We start from the raw sequence: 18,613 nt of genomic DNA, 5'->3' as shown, positions 1-18,613 counted from the left end.
CGTAAATTATAGACTTTTAAAAACCAAATAGGTCGAAATCAGCAGGGTCAATACAGATATAATGGTCGTAAACGATTGTATTCCTGTGGTTCCTGTTCCCCATGATTTTTGTTTCAATGGTTTAATATAAATAAAATCATTGGGCTGCAAATAATAATACGGTGATTGCATCACATTGATATCGGTTAAATCAATGGCATGCATCTCGGTTCCATGGGGAAATTGTCTCATGACAACCACCTCTTTTCTGTTCCCTGTAATGTTAATATCTCCTGAATTAGCAATGGCTTCCATTATACTGACCTTATCCCGATACAATACTTTTGACCCAGAGCTTCCAATCTCTCCCATAGTAGTATATCTGAATCCGGCTAATTTTACGGTCACAAAAATATTGGCTTCTTTATTAAAGTATTCGGCTAATAAAAGGGTCTCTATTTTTATTCTGATTTCTTCCGTGGTATAGCCCAAAACATTGAGTTCCCCCAATACCGGAACCCGGATATTTCCATGATCATCTACGCCATAACCCTGAAAATAAGCCCCTTCTTCCGTTTGGGCTGATCCGCCAATATTAAACATCGTTACTAATTTTTCGTCTATGGCTTTTATCGCAATAGTCAAAATATCATTAGACTGGATTCTATAAGGCTTAGACATTACCTGACTCATGGGGGTATTTCCCGCTCCGTTGTCTTTGTCTTGAAGATAAATTAAGTCTTTTGTTGGTACGCAGGAAGTAAAGAAAAGTCCGGCCAGCATTAAAAAACAGAGTGTTGTTTTATTCATTATTCCTTTTATTAGCAAACAAATATAGTTTTTCCTTTATAAATACAAAAATGAAGTCCTTATAATAAACCGTTTAATTGTTTTTGAAGGAATTTTCAAAGGGTACCCGCTGCAAAATACTGCGTCCCAAAGTCACTTCATCGGCATATTCCAGCTCATCTCCCACCGAAATGCCTCTCGCAATAGCCGAAGTAATGATGTCGCATGCCTGGATTTGTTTGTAAATGTAAAAATTGGTCGTATCGCCTTCCATAGTGGAACTCAAGGCAAAAATAATTTCTTTTACCGTTCCTGATTTTACCTTCTCTACCAAGGAGGCAATTTTTAGCTGGCTTGGGCCAACCCCGTCAATCGGAGAAATCTTTCCGCCCAACACATGGTAAATACCCCGAAACTGGCCGGTGTTTTCAATCGCCATGACATCCCGGATATCTTCCACAATGCAAATAACCTGATGGTTTCTATTGGTATTGGAACAAATCTCGCAAAGTGCCACATCGGAAATATTATGACAGCTTTCGCAAAACATAATTCCCTCTCGCATGTTGACCAATGCCTGCGATAAAAATCCCGTTTGCTCCTTCGGCTGCTTCAATAAATGCAACACCAATCGCAAGGCCGTTCGCTTCCCGATTCCTGGCAGCTGTGCCATTTCGTTGACCGCTTTTTCTAACAATTTTGATGAAAATTCCATTTGGCAAATGTAGTAATTTGTTTAATTCGATTTTTAGATTATTAGATGGTCCGATAATTCGATGTGACGGCGAAAACCATTCACAACTCAAAACCCATAACCCATAACTCATAACCCACAACTCATAACCCACAACTCATAACCCATAACTGATAACCCACAACCCACAACTCCACAGTAATCCGTATATTTGCCATCAAATATCAAATCATGATTTCTTTTTTTAAAAACAAGCCCATATTGTCCGAACTGATTCCCGACGGTTATGTCGACATTCATTCCCATGTTTTATGTGGCATTGACGATGGCGCTCAAACCATCGCTGAGAGCCGCTTTTTATTACAGTCGATGATTGATTTAAAGTTTTCAAAATCTATCACCACGCCGCACACGATGAAGCATGTCTGGAATAACACCACTGAAACCATTTCAGACAGCCTAGCAGCGGTCAAAAAGGCGCTTCCGGACCTAACAGCCCAATTGGATTTGACTGCCGCCTCTGAATATCTTATGGATGACCATCTGACACCGCTTTTTCAATCCACACCCCTATTAACCATAAAAGACAATTATGTTTTGGTGGAAATGTCCTATCTGAATCCACCAATGCAGCTGCATAATATCATTTTTGAACTGCAATTGGCGGGCTATATCCCTATTTTAGCCCATCCGGAACGTTATTCTTTTTACCACAACGATTTCGAACAATATAATAAACTCAAGAAAGCAGGGTGCCATTTCCAGTTAAATCTACTGTCCACTGTCGGTTACTATGGAAAAGGTGTAACGGAAGCCGCTCAAAAACTGCTCCATAAAGGCATGATTGATTTTGCCGGCTCTGATATCCATCATAAAAACCACGTGGAGGCCTTCTCCCGAAAAGTCCTGATCAAAGAGACCAAAATACTGGTTGATGTGATGCAAAACAATTCGTTGTTTAAATAAAATCGACTATTCAAGAACCCATAGCTCAAAACCCACAACTCACAACTCACAACTCATAACTCATAACTCATAACTCATAACTCATAACTCATAACTCCCCTAAATAGAAAAAGAGGCTTTCGCCTCTTTTTCTATTTAAAAATCTCCTTATACCATGGTTTTTTTTCCACCTCAACGCCGTACCCGTAACCATAACCGTATCCTTTTTGAGTTTGGGTGTCATTAAGCAATAAAGACATATTAGGCAGCTTATTTTCTTTATATAGTCTTTCGGGCACATGAAGCATCCGTTTGTCTAAATAGTTGGCACGTACTACATAGACGAAGGTATCGGCATTTTTCGCTATGATCAAGGTATCCGTCACTAAACTTACCGGAGCCGTATCTACCACAATATAGTCGTATTCCTTTTTTAATTGTTCAAACAATTCGTCTGTTTTTTTGTTCATTAACAATTCCGCCGGATTCGGAGGGATAACACCTGCCGGGAAAATGTACAATTCCTCAAAACCTTCCTGTTTGACAATATAATCCTCAATTTTGCCCTCTTTTGATGACAAATAATTGGTTACTCCTTTACTGGGTAATTCTAAATATTCACTCAGTTTTGGATTTCGAATATCCATTCCCACCAAAAGTACTTTTTTACCCGAAAGAGCAATGGTTCCCGCAAGGTTAACGGCTATAAATGTTTTTCCTTCTTTAGGCACCGTCGAGGTTACAAAAATGGTTTTACCGGTACCTTCCGGCACTGCATTCAACATAAACTCAAGATTGGTTCTGATAATCCTAAGGGCTTCTGCTGCGCCTGTACGTGAGGTGGCACTTATAATTTCATTATGGGTTTCCGAAGTCGGTACATCGCCCAAAAATGGAATGGCAGATTTACCATCAATGTCAAAGCGGCTTTTTATTTTGGTATCCAAAAGTTCCTTAACATAAATAATGGCAAAAGGAAGTAATAATCCCAATAATAAGGCAGCCAGATAAATGATATTTTTCTTCGGAGATACAGGAGTCTTATTCGCTAACGCGGCATCAATCACTTTTGCATTGGGCTCGGTAACCGCTAATGAAATGGCAGTCTCTTCTCTTTTTTGCAACAAGTACAAATATAAAGTTTCTTTAATTTGTTGCTGACGGCCTAATCCGCGAGCTTCTCTTTCCAATGTTGGAATTTGGGTAATTTTTCCGCTTACGATTGCATTTTGTCTTGCCAGATCTCTTCTGTTAATTTCCAATGCCGTCTTTTGCTGAGACAGACTGGATTTTACATTGGTTTTCAAGGCTTCAATTTTGTTGTCAATAGTCTGTACAACTGCATTGTTCGGTCCCGCGTTTTTTAACAAACGGTTGCGTTCCAATACCAATTGGTTGTATTGGCTGATCAATCCGGATGCATTAGAGTCTGTCGATAAAATATTCGCAGGAATTAAATCGGAAGTATCGTTTTTATTGACAAAATCGGTCATTGATTTTACCACTTTCAACTGGGTTTCGATTTCAATTTCCTTTTTTTCAAACTCGCTGGCATTCTGAAGAAACAAACCCGCTTCAGAGGTAATGTCAGTCACGCGGTTGGCTTTCTTAAAAGTTTCCGCTTCTTTTTCGACGCCATCTAACTCATCTGTAATTAACAGCAGTCTTTGCTCAATAAACTTGGAAGTATTTTCCGAAATGGAATTTTTATCAGCAATGGCATCTTCATTATAAATCCGGATCATCGTATTCAAAAAGTCTTCTGCTTTTTCGGAAACGGGATCAATAATAGAAAGTTCTGCTATACTGGTTGTTTTGCTCAGGGGCATCACGTTTATTCTGCCCTTAAAGCTTTCCACGACACTTTCCATAGGATGTATCTGGATGGTGATGTTAAAATCATTATCGGCACCCTTTAATTTTGCACGCTGTTTTTTTAAAATAGTGCATTTCCCTTCCTTACACTGAATCACCTGACCATAGCTATAGTCGCCTAATTTTCCGGTTTCATCATAAAAAGTGAACTTAGAATCGGAGCTGCTCTCTATGCGATAAGTATGGCTTTTTTTATAAAAGTCCTTCGAAACTGTAGAAAACAAAATTTCAATAGGAGCATTCTTATATATTTCTGCCGATTTTACGCGTCCTAAACTCAAATAAGAAACATTCAAGCCCAATTCTTTTACGGTAGCCTGAATTAAGGTACGTGATTTAAGGATTTCAATCTCATTGTCAACATTGCTCTTGGCGCCCGAAAGCATCCCTAAATCGGCAAATGCGGAAAGTTCTGAAGCCATCCCGCCCTTTTTTTCATCTTTCACCAAAATAGTGGTGACCGCCTTATACTGTGGCACTGCATAACGCAAATAAAAATAGGCTCCGGCAAGCAGTAAGAGTACGCTCAACACGAACCACTTCCATTGCATGAGATAAAGTTCCAGCTGGTCTCTGAAATTAAAATTATTTTCTTCTCCGTCTGGTATTATGGTTTGATTCTGTTGCATAAAATATTATCTGATGGTTAACGCAATGATGGTAATAATTAAAGATAGGGCTGATATTCCCACGGTAATATTTGGGCCAATCACAGAAGCGTTTACTTTTGTTTTATTGGGCTCTACATAAACCACATCATTTTGTGACAGATAGTAGTAGGGAGAATTGATAAAATCTCTTTTGGTGATATCCACTTTTTGAATTGTTTTTACGCCTTCTTTCTCACGAATGATCAAAATGGTATTTCTCTTCCCATAAATGGTTAAATCCCCGGCGTAACTTAGCGCTTCCAATAAGCTAATCCTGTCCGACTGAATATTTTGAACTCCCGGCTTGCTTACTTCTCCTAAAACGGAAACCTTAAAGTTGAGAATTCTTAAATTCACGATGGGATCTTTAATATGATCTGTTAAAAGCATTTTTATTTTTTGTATGGCACCAGTACGGGTAAGACCCGCTAATTTTATTTTTCCCAACATTGGAAAATCAACATGGCCTTCTTTATCGATTAAATAGGATTGTAGTCGCTCTTGTCCCACTCCAATTTCAGAATTTCCTTGAAAAAAAACCGATTTCATATTGTAGGGTGCTGCCACTTCAGGATTTTCTGCGGAAATGACAATCATCAGTGCGTCATCAGGCTGTAGCAAAGGTTCATAATTTGCAATTTCCGTTGCTGTTTCCTGATTACCGTCAGCTTGTAAATAAACGATGTTTTTTTTAGAGGTACAGGAAAAAAAAACACCTGCAACCAGAAGCAGGAGTATAATTTTAGTGGTGGATGTAACTGCCATAAATGATATTAATTTTTGCAAAGGTATATTTTAAAAAACTTTATTGCTAAAATTTTATGATTTCCTGTTAAATTTCATATTCAATAATCGTAAAATAGGGCCAGCAATCAACCAACTGATTAATTTCAAGAGAAATTTAACAATCTAACAATCAATCCCAACCAATCTCCGGTTCCATTCGAATGATTTTTAAAACTAAAAAATTACTGTCCCAAAATAAAATGCTCCTGATTAAAAAAATCGAACTATCGAACTGTCGAGCTATCGAATCATCTATTTATCCAATGCCTCAAAACCAGAATTCATACTGATAAACTCCGGTACGATTACTTTCATTTTCATCACAATGTCGTGCATTTCAAACGATTTTGTAATCTGCATCAGCTCGTCCACCGCTTTTGACAATTGTTCAAAATTATCACTTATATCTTCGGCAATCATTATTTTCTCATGATGGGTCGGCAGCGCTTTGGCAGAATCATTTAACAATTCTTCATACAATTTTTCACCTGGACGCAAGCCTACGATTTTAATTTTTATGTCCTTTTCAGGAATAAAACCGGCCATACGAATCATTTTATTCGCCAGATCAATAATTCTGACTGGTTTACCCATGTCGAAAATGTAAATTTCACCTCCTTGACCCATGGCACCTGCCTCTAAAACCAGCTGACAGGCTTCGGGTATCGTCATAAAATAACGAATAATATCAGGATGGGTAATGGTTATAGGCCCTCCATTTATAATTTGTTGGGTAAACAAGGGTACTACCGAGCCATTCGATCCCAAAACATTTCCGAAACGGGTGGTAATGAACTTGGTGCCTTTCTTTCCTTCTTTTTTTAAATTATAAGACAGCGACTGTACATATTTCTCGGCAATACGTTTACTGGCCCCCATAACATTACTTGGATTAACCGCTTTGTCGGTAGACACCATCACAAATTTTCCGACCTCATATTTCATCGCCAAATCAGCCAGGTTTTTTGTACCTGCTACATTGGTAAATATGGCTTGCGCCGGATTATCTTCCATCAAAGGAACATGTTTGTAGGCTGCCGCATGATAAACAATATGGGGTTTGTGCTGCTTGAAAACGGCCTCCATGACCTCATAATTTCGAATATCGGCAATGACCGAATGTACGGTAACTGTACTGTCCTCCTTAGCTAATTCCAGACACAAATGATGCAACGGTGTTTCGGCCTGATCCAGAATAATAATATTTTTCGGATTGAACGATTTGATTTGCCATACAATTTCACTTCCAATAGAACCCGCTGCTCCGGTAATCAATATAGTTTTCGATTTAATTTGGTTGCTTATCGCTTTGTTGTCTAAAACAATGGGATTACGCTCTAATAAATCCTGGATTTGAATATTCTTTACTTTCTTTGAAATTTCCCCTGGATTTTCCCAGTCGGTAATGGTTGGAAGGGTAAAAACTTTGAAATCGAATTCCAGACACTCATCTACAATCGCTATTTTATCGGCTATGGTTAAACTTTTATCGGCTAAAATCAAAGCCTCCGCATTCATGGACCGCAGCAGTACCGGAATTTTCTTTTTCTGATTCAGGATTGGAATATCCAAAATGGTTTTTGCGGAATTTTGACTGGATTTATTAATGAAAGCCACCAATTTAAAACGGGCAGGAATTTCAGTTCTTAACGCATTCGCCACAAAAATAGCATTCGCATCAGAGCCGTATACAACGGCCCTCATCAACCCGGATTTGCTTTTTTCAACGGTATAATACTCAAACATTTTCTTTACAAAAATTCGAAATAAAAACAACATGGAAAACGTGATCACATAGTTGACAAACAATCCCGGTATCAGGTATATTTTTTTACCTATAATAAAGTAAGTGGAATAATTGATTGTCACCAAGGTCACAAAAGAGGCTGTTGTGGAAAATAATAATTTAATGCCGTCTATAAAAGTGGAATGTCGAATAATCCCGGAATAGGTCCTGAATATTAAAAAGAAAATCATATTCACCAATACCACTATCCCATATCGGGTAAAAACATCCAGGGTCTGGTAAAAGGATAGGGTAAGATTTGAAATAAGCTGATACGTAACAATGTTAGCAAAAACAACAATCGATACATCAATACAAAAAATGACCCATCTTGGCAGATAGTTTAAGGTACTGAAACGTTTTTCGAGAATGCTTCCGGGAAATATTTTACGGAAGACGTTTTTTAAATTTTCTATAAGCTTCATATTCAAGCGTAATTATTATTTTTGTTATGATAAATTATAGAAATAAAAAAAAATATCACAAATGCGGTTCAAAATTACAATTTTTAACAAAATAATATTTTTATTTAATATTAAATTAACGGTTTAAAAAAACGATCTAATGCCGAAGTAATGCGTTCTTTATCCGCTGCTGTCGTATTAGAGCCTGACGGCAAACACAGCCCGTCTTCAAACAACTGCTCCGCCACCTGATTTCCGTAGTAAGGATATTGTTGAAAAACGGGCTGTAAATGCATGGGTTTCCAAAGCGGACGGCTTTCAATATTTTCCTGTTCCAGCGCGAGACGTAAATCTTCTCTTGTTTTTCCCTTCAGCTTTTTTGGTTGCATCACAATGGCCGACAGCCAATGATTGGAGTAATAATCAGCATTAGGTTCTGAAAATACTGTAACGCCATCAATAGCTAAAAAATAATCGGAATAGAACTGGTTCATTTCCCGACGCAAGGCCACATGTTTGTCTAATACTTCCATTTGACCACGACCAATTCCGGCGCAAATATTACTCATCCGGTAATTGTACCCTACTTCACTATGTTGGTAATGCGGAGCGTTATCTCTGGATTGTGTTGCGAAGAACACTGCTTTATCTTTTATTTCTTTGGTTTTGGCAACAATAGCACCACCGCCGGAAGTGGTGATGATTTTATTGCCATTAAAAGATAAAATCCCAATAGCACCAAAAGTGCCGGATTTCTGGTTCTTATAACTGCTTCCGAGTGCTTCGGCGCTGTCTTCTATTACCGGAATCTCATATTTGTTGGCTACAGCCATAATTGCTTCCACATTAAATGGCATACCATATAGATGAACCGCTATGATGGCTTTTGGCTTTTTACCTTTCGCCATCCGATCTATAATAGCTTCTTCCAACGCTATTGGAGACAAGTTCCAGGTATCCTTTTCGCTATCAATAAAAACGGGGGTAGCCCCTTGGTATAAGATAGGATTTGCTGAAGCCGAAAACGTCATGCTCTGACAAATCACTTCATCGCCAGCCTGTACGCCCAGCAAAACCAATGCTAAATGAATAGCTGCCGTTCCGGAACTTAAAGCGCCTACAAAAACATTCTGATTCAAATAATTTTCTAAATCCTGTTCCAATCCGGTAACGTTAGGCCCTAATGGAGCCACCCAATTGGTATCGAAAGCTTCCTGTACATATTTTTGTTCGGTTCCACCCATGTGTGGGGACGAAAGCCATATTTTTGAATTTGTCATTGTTGTAGTCTTAATTGGTGCAAAGATATTATTAAAGTATTTTGTTTCCTATCCCTGAATTTAGGGATATTTTATTATTTTTCATTTGTATTGACCTAATTCCCCTATCTCCTGAAAACGGTATTGCAAATAATCCGAATATCTCCCCAAAAGCTGTGATCGTAATAATACGTTAAGTTCATCCGAACTTTATCCGGAAAAATAACAGTATCGTTATACTTTAAAGAGTTTTCTTGTTGGGAAAGTAAATACGCTTCGTTAAAATATTTTAACGAAGCTGGACTGGTAAGTCCCGGTTTCAACTCCAGTATTTTTCTTGCTTCGCCTTGCAATTGATCGTAATATCCGGGGACATCAGGCCGTGGACCAACAAAACTCATATCACCCAGTAAAACGTTAAAAAGTTGGGGGAGTTCGTCCAGCTTTGACTTTCTTAAAAATCTTCCCATAGCAGATATGGTTTGTTTTTTTGGATGTATTGTTTTTAACTTGAAGATTTGAAAAGGTTTGCCAAACTGACCTATTCTGCTTTGAAAAAAAAGACCGTTGGATCTGGTGTCGATTGCGGCAACTACCCAGCACAAAAAAATAAATAGGCCTAAAAGCAACAAGGCAGCAAAAGAAGCAGTGATATCGAAAATTTTTTTGTTCATATTACAAAATAAAAAAATTAAATCAAATTTAAAATTTCTTTCAGGCTATTGATTATGAAATGAGGCTGGTAAACTTCCTCAATTTCAAAATGCTGTCGATGTATATTTTTCCCATTATCCAATAAGCATATCGTTTTCCATCCCATTTTTTTAGGGGCAATAAAATCTTTACTTGTATTATCTGCCACATAAAAAAAAGTGCTTTCACCAAATAAATCAACAAAACGCCTAAAGTTTTCCGGATTAGGCTTTTCTGTTCCAAACTCTTCCGAAATCAGGATATATTCAAAATATTTTTCAATATTCAGAGCCTTAATTTTGTTTCTTTGCTGAATCGATCTCCCATCAGTAATCAGTCCAAGCTTATAACCCTTGGCTTTCAATTGTTTTAATATAATTTCATCATGAATAGCAAGTTTAATGGAAGAAGGATAATGATTTCTATATATCTCCAGCAAATCTTCTTTTGATATGTCATTAAGGGCATATTTTTGAATCACTTCACTAAACGCATCTTTTTTTTGAGAATAAAAACCATACAGATCACTATATATGCTTTCTGCTATAATTGGATCCGAAGATGTTTCAGCGATTCTTTTTGCTATTTCATTATAAGCAGATTTCAGATAATCAATCTCTTTGTACAAGGTATCATCCAAATCAAAAATAATACTTTTTTTAACCATTATAATTATGAATTATCACTTCGTCATCATAACGAAGCATAAGCATTTTGTCTTCCCAATCCATAAAAAAAGGAATTTCTTCATCTAATAAATATTCTTTAATCAGCCATAACGGATAATTGGCTCCCGAAAGATAGCTTAAAGGAAAGCCCCCTCCGAAACGGGGATTGATTTCAATACCAACAATTTTTTTTGTTGCTGGATGAAAGAAAAACTGCATAGTTAAACAACCCACAGCTCCTTTTATTTCAGATAAATGTTTTTTTACATAAGTTACTATTTCATTCTTATCGGTAACGCCTTTATTAACTTCTCCACTACGAACTAAAATACGTTTACGAGGCACTATGCATTTTAACTCGTTATATTTATTATAATAGGTATCCACGGTATATTCCTCAAATTGATTATGGTCAATGTATTCCATAAACATGAACTTAGGATTTTGAAAATGGTAATCCGTTAATTCAGAAGCCTTACGAATTAAAAAAGTATCCTTACTCAAACTTCCGTCATAAGGTTTTATAAATAAAGGAAAAACAGGATTACTCTTATCTATGTCTTTAGGACTATCAATGTTATTTTCTTTAAAAAACTGTTTAGTTATGCGTTTGTCCCTGCATTTTTGGACAAAGTCTAAACTGGAAACAATTGGAACAATGCCATTTTCTAAAAATAATTGTTTGTTTGCTGCCAATACCAAAAGCTCGGTATCAATTGTAGGAATAAGGAGCTGAATTTTCCAATCTAAACAAATTTGTAATAACTCTTCAATATAATTCTCCTCTGTAACATATTTAACTTGTTTGTACCCATCCGATACATGACATGCGGGTGCCAATCTCGGATTTAAGTCCACCGTATATACTTTTGCGTCTAAATTTATTTTTTTTACTTCTTGCTGAAAAGCCCTGACTAAAGAGACGCGTTGACCGGCAGAGGTGATGAGAATGTTATACATTATCAAGCACTTTTTGATACACTGCTATCGTTTTCTCAGTCATTTTATCAGATGTGAAATGTTCTATTGCAAATTGTCTTCCACGTATTGCCACCTGTTTCCTTAAATGATCATCAAATAGTAATTTTTCTAATATATTCGATAACGCTTCGTGTTTTTCATTTCCAAATAAAAATCCGGTGCTACCATCAGTGATTTGATCATAGGCACCTTCAACATCGCTTCTGATAATACAACAGTTAGCTAACATTGCCTCAACGACTACCAATCCAAAACCTTCCAGTCTTGAAGGTAAAATCAAAATATCCATTACATCATAAAAAGGTTTAGGAAGTTGAAAATCAAATTTTGATATGCTGTCTTCCAAATTTGAAGCTATAATCATCTCTTTAAGCCATCTTTCTTCCTCAGCATTGCCAGAGCCTAAAATAATTAAATGAATTTTATTTTTACAATGATCCGGTAATTTTGCAATTGATTTTAACAATACATCATGGCCTTTTCTATATTGGATACTTCCAACAATTCCTAAAATTATTTTATCCGTAGGGATATTCAATTTGTTTTTTAAAGAAAGACAAGCAGCGTCTTCAATTAATTCAGAAAATTCAGAATTAACGCCGTTACATATTAATGAAACTTCATCTTCAGTGTATTTAAATTTGACTAAAGCTTCTTTATACGTCTCTCTGCTTATCGTTATCAGATGTGTTGCATTTTGATTTAAAAAACTAAGAGAAAGATTCTTTACATGAATCGTTTTGATAAAGGACAAGCCTAGTAATTTCGGAATAAAAGACAGCGCAGGGGTATGCACATGGATGACATCAACATTAAACTGTTTTAAATACTTCTTTGTCAGATAAATGGATTTAGAGAACTTAAAAAGATAGTTCAATTTATTTTTACGATTTAAAGGATAGGGTATGTCAACTATTTTTATCCCTGTTGCCTTAAGTCTGTCGAATATTTCAACATATAAAATATTATTGGGCTCTTGTGGACCTGCGGTAAAAACATAAACTTCATGGCCTTTTTTAATTAACTCAGAGGACAGGTCAATGATGTGAGTGGTAACGCCACTTAAAAAAATGACCCTTGATAGAATAGCTATTTTCATATTGATAAGTTTCTGACGAATGCTTTAAAGCCTGTCATTCATGAGAAATTTACTCTCTGACAAACATTTTTTTATTGTTTTAAAAAATATTCTCATGTCAGTGCTGTAACTTACGTTCTACGCAACAAAACATCTTTTCCTAATTTCACCACTACTGTAACCAATATTCCGCTATTTCTAATTGCTGACAGCGATACATAATATGTCTTTCATAACAAAATTCAACAGTCTTTTCATAAAAGGCTTGGTCGTAAATTTTACTATACTTTAAATTAAGCTTACTTGCGTTGGTTGTAATTATTAAAAACGTCGGTTCGAATATTTTTGTATATAAAAATGGAACACAAAAGGTATCGAAAACCAGTTTTTCGTAATAAATTATACCAACGGTTAAGTTTATAGTCATAAACATAATACAGGTTATAATTTATTCATATCCACTAAAGGCCAGAACAGAATTATAAAGCAGTCAAATATACACAATCCAATTGTAGTAAATGGTATGTAAGAAAATACATTTAGATATTTAAATCATTTGGTTGATTAAATTTTATTATTTTTCCAGGATTTCCAACAACAACTGCAAAATCAGGAACATCTTTTATAAGGGTTGCTCCGGCACCTATTGTCGCCCACTTCCCTATTTTTATTCCCTGAATCACACAGGCACCTATTCCAATATGGGTACCTTCTCCAACAGACACGTCCCCGGCCAAAGCCACATTAGGAGAAACATGTACAAAATCACCAATCACACAATCATGATCTACAGAACAATTGGTATTTAGGATGACATGTTTACCTATTTTACAATCTGCATTAACACTTACGCCAGCCATAATAACGGTTCCTTCTCCTATGGTAGTCCATTTGGATAAATTTGATGACGGGTGAATTGAGGTAATAAATACAGCACTTAATTGATTTACAACTTTTTTGCGAATAGCATTTCCCCCTATCGAAACAATCAAACCGTCTTTTTTAACATCAAAACCATTAGGCAGTTTTTGATATACAGGGTACGCTGACAAACGTGTAAGTAAAGGATTAACATCTATCAATCCTCCAATCATTTTGTGCTCTAATTCCAAACTCTCAATAATCACTTTTGCGTGACCGCTTGCCCCAAATAAATATACCATACCTTAATTTCCTTTAAACACTTCCATAGTAACTGATTCCGTACTGCTTATCCCGTCACTTTTTACTACTTTTAATAACGTTTTGAATATTATTTTTATATCCAGTCCAAAACTCATATGATCAACATACCACACATCATACGCAAATTTCTGATTCCAACTGATGGCATTCCTGCCATTCACTTGCGCCCAGCCGGTAATTCCGGGTTTTACTTCGTGGCGCCTGTTTTGGAAGGCATTGTATAAGGGTAAATATTGGGGTAATAAGGGCCTTGGTCCTATTAAGCTCATATCTCCTTTAATGACATTCAACAATTGAGGCAATTCGTCTAATGAAGTCTTGCGAACAAAAGAACCAATTTTTGTCAACCTTATCGCATCGGACAACAGGTTGCCGTTGGTGTCTTTTTTATCATTCATGGTTTTAAACTTGATGATTTTGAATAGGTTTCCGTTTTTACCGGGTCGGTTTTGAAAAAAGAAGGGTTTTCCTTGGTTGGCAAAATACAACCCAACAGTGACGATAAGGAATAACGGACTTAAAAGCAACAGTCCCGTTAAGGCTCCGATAAAGTCGATAGTTCTTTTAAAATAGGATTTGTACATGGATTGCTGTTCGTTTTGAATGTGCAAAAATAACTATTATTTATTTATCAATTGGTAATGACTGCTCGATTGGAGAATAACCTACGACAGAATTCAGACCAATCATTAAATGGTTTGCTTTTTAGATTTTTATAGGCTTTTGTATTCTGCTAAAATAGCTTCCCAAACCACTTGTTGCTCGTATCGGGAAACAATCATCGGTCGGGCGTTTTGTTGGAGTTTGGTTCTAAAACCAACTACATCCACCATTGTTTTCATCGCTCTATACAAGGCATCAGCATCTTTAACCGGAATGATCGTGCCGTTTTGTCCTTCGATTATGATTTCATTACAGCCGTTAATATTAGTTACAATACAGGGCAATCTCATAGCTCCGGCCTGCATTACCACATTTGGAAAACCCTCACGATAACTTGGAAAAGCAAGACAGTCACTAATGGCAAGATAAGGTCGTACGTCTTTTTGGAAACCAACGGATATGATGTTGTTATTGGTAGTTATTTCTTGTATGGTTTCTTGTTCTAATGGATCTAAGTCTGACTCAAAAGAACCTACCAAAATCAATTTTATCCCTTCTGTTCCTGAGGAAATTTTTTTGAAAGCCTGAATCAATTCATTAATCCCTTTATCGCCCACCAAACGCCCCACAAAAATAAAAACAAAGTCGTCAGCCTGTATTCCTAAATTGGTTTTTAATATTTGATTTTGCAGTTCTGAAAAATTTTCCGGACCGAAATAAGCGGTATCGATTCCATTGGAACTTCCACTGGCAAGAACTTTTAATTTATTTGGTTTGCAGAATTGCTCATTAATTATGATCTCTTTTAAACCATAAGAATTAGGATAAATACGAGTGGCACAAGTATAGGTTATTTTTTCGACGGCATTTAGCAATTTCCTTTTAATACCTCTTGCTTCCAATAAAGGTAATCCCGCAATAGTGTGTAGCCTGTGGGGCACGCCGGCAAGTTTGGCTGCCATCATTCCGACTGTACCCGCTTTAGGAGTATGGGTATGAACTATAAACGGCTTTTCTCTTTTAAAATAGTTGTATAACTGCCACACAGCTTTTACGTCTTGCCAAGGGGTAATTTTCCGTGTCATTTCAACGTGAAATACTGCAACCTCTTGCAATTGTCCTACTCGCTCTAAATTGGGCTTGTCAGAGGAAATGGCTGTCACTTCATAATGCGATTTCATGAAAAGCAATTGGTTTTCCAAAAGTTTTTCTAAGGATATAGGAACGGTGGTGATGCGGATGAGTTTTTTCATAACTTAATTTTTAATCACTAGTTTTGGTGAAAACTCATTATTTTTGAAAACTATTCTTTTTTTATTATTAATCCAAATAGGCTTAGTAATGATAACATTCCCCATTAATGGTCTGTCAGCTTTATAACTGCCACTAGGTTCATCAATAATAAAACCTGAAATAGACCCATTGTCTAAATGATTATTTATCGAAATATTTACATCTTTTTTCAACTTCCCTCTTAAAAATTTCATATAAATAGAAATTCCATATCTTTCATTATTATATGTTATTGGATTGTTTATAAATATATTATTTATTTCATCATTATTATTATTGGGTTCAATATCAATTCCGCAACCAGGCATAGTTCCATGTGTGTTACTGACTAATGGCGATTCTACGAATATCCGATCTCCACTGACAATTGAAATTCCGTTTCTTCTATTATTATCTAATTCAGGATAATAGATATTTATATTTTTACTACTATTTAAACTTTTGCCTATATAAATCCCATCTCCCCAACAATCTGAAATTTTAGGATTAATTATCTTAATGTTTGAAGATCCCATAATAGAAATTCCCATACCCCACTCTCCTTTAGTATCTAAATGATAATTCCTATCACCTTTTATCACAGGAAAATAAACAACACTGTTTTTTATATTAAACAATCTTAACACTTGATAACTATCCATGGCATTAGGCTCCATTATTAATTTTGAGTTTTTCTGGAAAATAACTGTACTATTGCTTTTTATGCCAAGTCCTTCTTTATTAACCAATACCGGAAAATTAGGAAAAATAACAACACGATAATTATTCATGCCATCTTGTAAATATTTTGTATAATCTTTTGTCCCATTTTTAAGATACCCTTTGGGTAAACTTCTAGTTAAATCATACGCTTTTAGTTTCTCTTTTTCTACATGTTTTTTATATAATCCCAAATGGACTGAGGATACAAAATATTTTTTAGGAGTTCCTTTATACGTAAATTTTTCAGCTTGTGCATTACAGCTTACTATGGACAATGCTAGATTTAATATTAAATAAAAGTTGAAAAACAAACTTCTATATTTAAAATACGGTTCATAATTATTTAAATTCATTGATTGTGTATGTTTAAAAAATATTCTATTTTAACAATAAAATTATCTATTGATCGCTCTTTAAGAAATATATCAAATTCACTGCCAACTTTACAATTCTGGCTATTTAATGATTTTAATATTGCTTCTTTTAAACTTTCTACATCATCAGTTTCAGCAATACAAACACCTGGTATTTCGTCTATTCCTCCAGCACATTTTGTAGAAACAACATTTTTATTCTGTGACATCATCTGTAACAATACATTAGGAAAACCTTCAATTCTGGATGAAACTGCACAAAGTTTAGCGGATCTAAAATAGGGGTAAACATTTTCAACAAATCCAATAAGAAAAACATCCTCTTCTAATCCCAATTCATTAATTTGGTTAATTAATGAAGTTTTCTCTTTACCTTCTCCAAGAACAACCAATTTTAAAGACTTATAATCTTGTTTGACTTTATAAAATGCATGTATTAAAATATCATAACCTTTTTCCGGAATAAGCCTGCCAGCTGAAACAATATAATCACCATATTTTTCTATACCATCATTGGCGTTAGCCGTTGATTTCAGTAAGATTAGTTCTAAATCGATTGGATTAGGTATTACCTCAATTTTCGTACTGTTTTCCAACCATGGCAATGCTTTTAATAATTCCATTTTCATTTGTACCGTCTGACATATCAATAAATCAACGGAAGCATATCCGGTTTTATACATCAGCTTATAAAGAAAAAGCTTGAAACCTTTAAATCTTTGAAAAATCAAAGTTGATTCTCTCGCAACAAAATAATCTTTTGAAATTAATTTCAATCTAATTAACAAACCTATTATCCCTGTAATAAATACATGAGAAGTATAAACAAAAGTGTATTTTTCCCTTGACTTAAATAAAATCTCAAAAAGAAAACAAATTGAGCCTAAATATTCAGAACCTACATTAAAATATTTTAAAGTAACATTCTCATTATTTCCTGTATTTTCCCATTGATTAGTCATTTTTCTTTTGAAGAAAAAAATATCAATCCTGTCCTTTTTATGATACTCAGCCAGCATTTTCAAAATTTGTTCTGCACCTCCTAAAGCATCATTTGGCAATACGATTAGAATTTTTTTCATACTTACAACGAATTAAATAAATCTTCATATTGCTGAACTATCTTTTGCGATTCAAATTTTTTCAAAACCGAAGTCTTTACTAATTCTTTATCAATACTTTTTAATTTGTAAATATCATTCAAAAGGTACACAAATTCGATTTCATCTTCTACTAAAAATCCATTGACTCCATTGACAATAATATCTTTTGTTCCACCCGGAGCTTTAAAAGCAATTACGGGTGTCCCTACGGTACAACTTTCTAACAGGGCATTAGGGAATCCTTCAACATAGGATCCTTGAATAAAATAGTCGTTTTTAATAATTTCTTCCAAAACCTTTGAGGTATAAGAAATGAAACTTACTTTTTCGTTTAATTGCAACTTATCAATTTCTTCTTTAATCAATGTTTCCATAGGTCCGGACCCAATGATGGTATAATGGAAATCATAATTATAAATCTTAGAAAGTCCTTTTATTATTCTTAGATGTCCTTTTTCTTCGCTTAGCCTTCCTACTGTAACAAAATGAAATTTATCATCCGGAATTTTATTTTTAATAACTAAATCCGAATTTGTAATCGGGTTGTGAATAACAACTAATTGTAAAGGTTCAATTCCTAACGTATGGATAAAATCTTGTTTCATGTCTTCTGATTGGCATATAATTGCTGACAATCTCGAATAAAAAAATTTCATTATCTTATAAATAGTGTTTGGATTTACTTTCGAATATTCGATCATTTTTGAAACTACACTAGCCTCCCTTCCAACAAATTTTATTCTTCGAAATACCATACTAAATAGCC

At 35.3% G+C, this 18,613-nt stretch carries 18 protein-coding genes; 1 reads left to right on the top strand and 17 read right to left on the bottom strand.

The annotated features are described in order from the left end of the window. Positions 1-6 precede the first annotated feature (6 nt). From VI621_RS02840 to VI621_RS02830, 3 genes are all read right to left on the bottom strand, one after another. Entirely contained in the window at positions 7-789 is a 783-nt protein-coding gene (locus VI621_RS02840; RefSeq protein ID WP_324216882.1) for a polysaccharide biosynthesis/export family protein, read from the bottom strand. A gap of 73 nt (positions 790-862) precedes the next feature. After that, entirely contained in the window at positions 863-1,483 is a 621-nt protein-coding gene (gene recR, locus VI621_RS02835) for a recombination mediator RecR (protein ID WP_324216881.1), read from the bottom strand. A gap of 108 nt (positions 1,484-1,591) precedes the next feature. Further along, positions 1,592-1,762: a hypothetical protein gene (locus tag VI621_RS02830; protein WP_324216927.1), complete on the bottom strand. Its 171-nt coding sequence runs from the start codon at positions 1,760-1,762 to the stop codon at positions 1,592-1,594. Between VI621_RS02830 and VI621_RS02825 the strand changes: the two genes are divergently transcribed. Then, entirely contained in the window at positions 1,694-2,428 is a 735-nt protein-coding gene (locus VI621_RS02825) for a tyrosine-protein phosphatase (protein ID WP_324216880.1), read from the top strand. The two genes, VI621_RS02830 and VI621_RS02825, sit on opposite strands and share 69 nt — an antisense overlap. 131 nt (positions 2,429-2,559) lie before the next feature. Here VI621_RS02825 and VI621_RS02820 read toward each other — a convergent pair whose 3' ends face one another. From VI621_RS02820 to VI621_RS02755, 14 genes are all read right to left on the bottom strand, one after another. Next, positions 2,560-4,911, bottom strand: a complete 2,352-nt coding sequence (locus VI621_RS02820; RefSeq protein ID WP_324216879.1) for a GumC family protein — start codon at positions 4,909-4,911, stop codon at positions 2,560-2,562. A 6-nt stretch (positions 4,912-4,917) separates the two neighbouring features. Beyond that, positions 4,918-5,697 (bottom strand): polysaccharide biosynthesis/export family protein, encoded by a 780-nt coding sequence (locus VI621_RS02815; protein ID WP_324216878.1) that lies wholly within the window; start codon positions 5,695-5,697, stop codon positions 4,918-4,920. A gap of 273 nt (positions 5,698-5,970) precedes the next feature. Next, positions 5,971-7,929, bottom strand: coding sequence for a nucleoside-diphosphate sugar epimerase/dehydratase (locus tag VI621_RS02810; RefSeq protein ID WP_324216877.1), 1,959 nt, complete (start codon positions 7,927-7,929; stop codon positions 5,971-5,973). A gap of 110 nt (positions 7,930-8,039) precedes the next feature. Beyond that, positions 8,040-9,188 (bottom strand): DegT/DnrJ/EryC1/StrS family aminotransferase, encoded by a 1,149-nt coding sequence (locus VI621_RS02805; protein ID WP_324216876.1) that lies wholly within the window; start codon positions 9,186-9,188, stop codon positions 8,040-8,042. A 104-nt stretch (positions 9,189-9,292) separates the two neighbouring features. Then, positions 9,293-9,841, bottom strand: a complete 549-nt coding sequence (locus VI621_RS02800) for a sugar transferase (RefSeq protein WP_324216875.1) — start codon at positions 9,839-9,841, stop codon at positions 9,293-9,295. 17 nt (positions 9,842-9,858) lie between these two features. After that, positions 9,859-10,527 carry an HAD-IA family hydrolase gene (locus tag VI621_RS02795; protein ID WP_324216874.1) on the bottom strand — a complete coding sequence of 223 codons (669 nt, stop codon included), beginning with the start codon at positions 10,525-10,527 and terminating at the stop codon, positions 9,859-9,861. Beyond that, complete coding sequence (locus VI621_RS02790) at positions 10,520-11,488, bottom strand: ATP-grasp domain-containing protein (RefSeq protein ID WP_324216873.1); 969 nt, start codon at positions 11,486-11,488, stop codon at positions 10,520-10,522. Before VI621_RS02790 ends, VI621_RS02795 begins: the two co-directional genes overlap by 8 nt. Then, positions 11,481-12,608 (bottom strand): glycosyltransferase family 4 protein, encoded by a 1,128-nt coding sequence (locus VI621_RS02785; protein WP_324216872.1) that lies wholly within the window; start codon positions 12,606-12,608, stop codon positions 11,481-11,483. Before VI621_RS02785 ends, VI621_RS02790 begins: the two co-directional genes overlap by 8 nt. A gap of 518 nt (positions 12,609-13,126) precedes the next feature. Then, a complete protein-coding gene (locus VI621_RS02780; RefSeq protein WP_324216871.1) occupies positions 13,127-13,750 on the bottom strand; it encodes an acetyltransferase in 624 nt (207 codons plus the stop codon). A 3-nt stretch (positions 13,751-13,753) separates the two neighbouring features. Beyond that, positions 13,754-14,356, bottom strand: coding sequence for a sugar transferase (locus VI621_RS02775; RefSeq protein ID WP_324216870.1), 603 nt, complete (start codon positions 14,354-14,356; stop codon positions 13,754-13,756). 129 nt (positions 14,357-14,485) lie between these two features. Then, positions 14,486-15,628 carry a glycosyltransferase family 4 protein gene (locus VI621_RS02770; protein ID WP_324216869.1) on the bottom strand — a complete coding sequence of 381 codons (1,143 nt, stop codon included), beginning with the start codon at positions 15,626-15,628 and terminating at the stop codon, positions 14,486-14,488. 3 nt (positions 15,629-15,631) lie between these two features. After that, complete coding sequence (locus VI621_RS02765) at positions 15,632-16,723, bottom strand: right-handed parallel beta-helix repeat-containing protein (protein WP_324216868.1); 1,092 nt, start codon at positions 16,721-16,723, stop codon at positions 15,632-15,634. Further along, on the bottom strand, positions 16,720-17,826 hold the full coding sequence (locus VI621_RS02760) for a glycosyltransferase (protein ID WP_324216867.1): 1,107 nt from the start codon (positions 17,824-17,826) through the stop codon (positions 16,720-16,722). The genes VI621_RS02765 and VI621_RS02760 overlap by 4 nt, the downstream gene beginning before the upstream one ends. A 2-nt stretch (positions 17,827-17,828) precedes the next feature. Further along, positions 17,829-18,613 (bottom strand): glycosyltransferase (locus VI621_RS02755; protein ID WP_324216866.1); only part of this gene is annotated, 785 nt, incomplete at its 5' end.

Source organism: Flavobacterium sp., from assembly GCF_035292545.1.
Taxonomy (GTDB): domain Bacteria; phylum Bacteroidota; class Bacteroidia; order Flavobacteriales; family Flavobacteriaceae; genus Flavobacterium.
The sequence above is the reverse complement of the archived record's forward strand: the minus strand, read 5'-3'. Positions and strand labels throughout refer to the sequence as shown.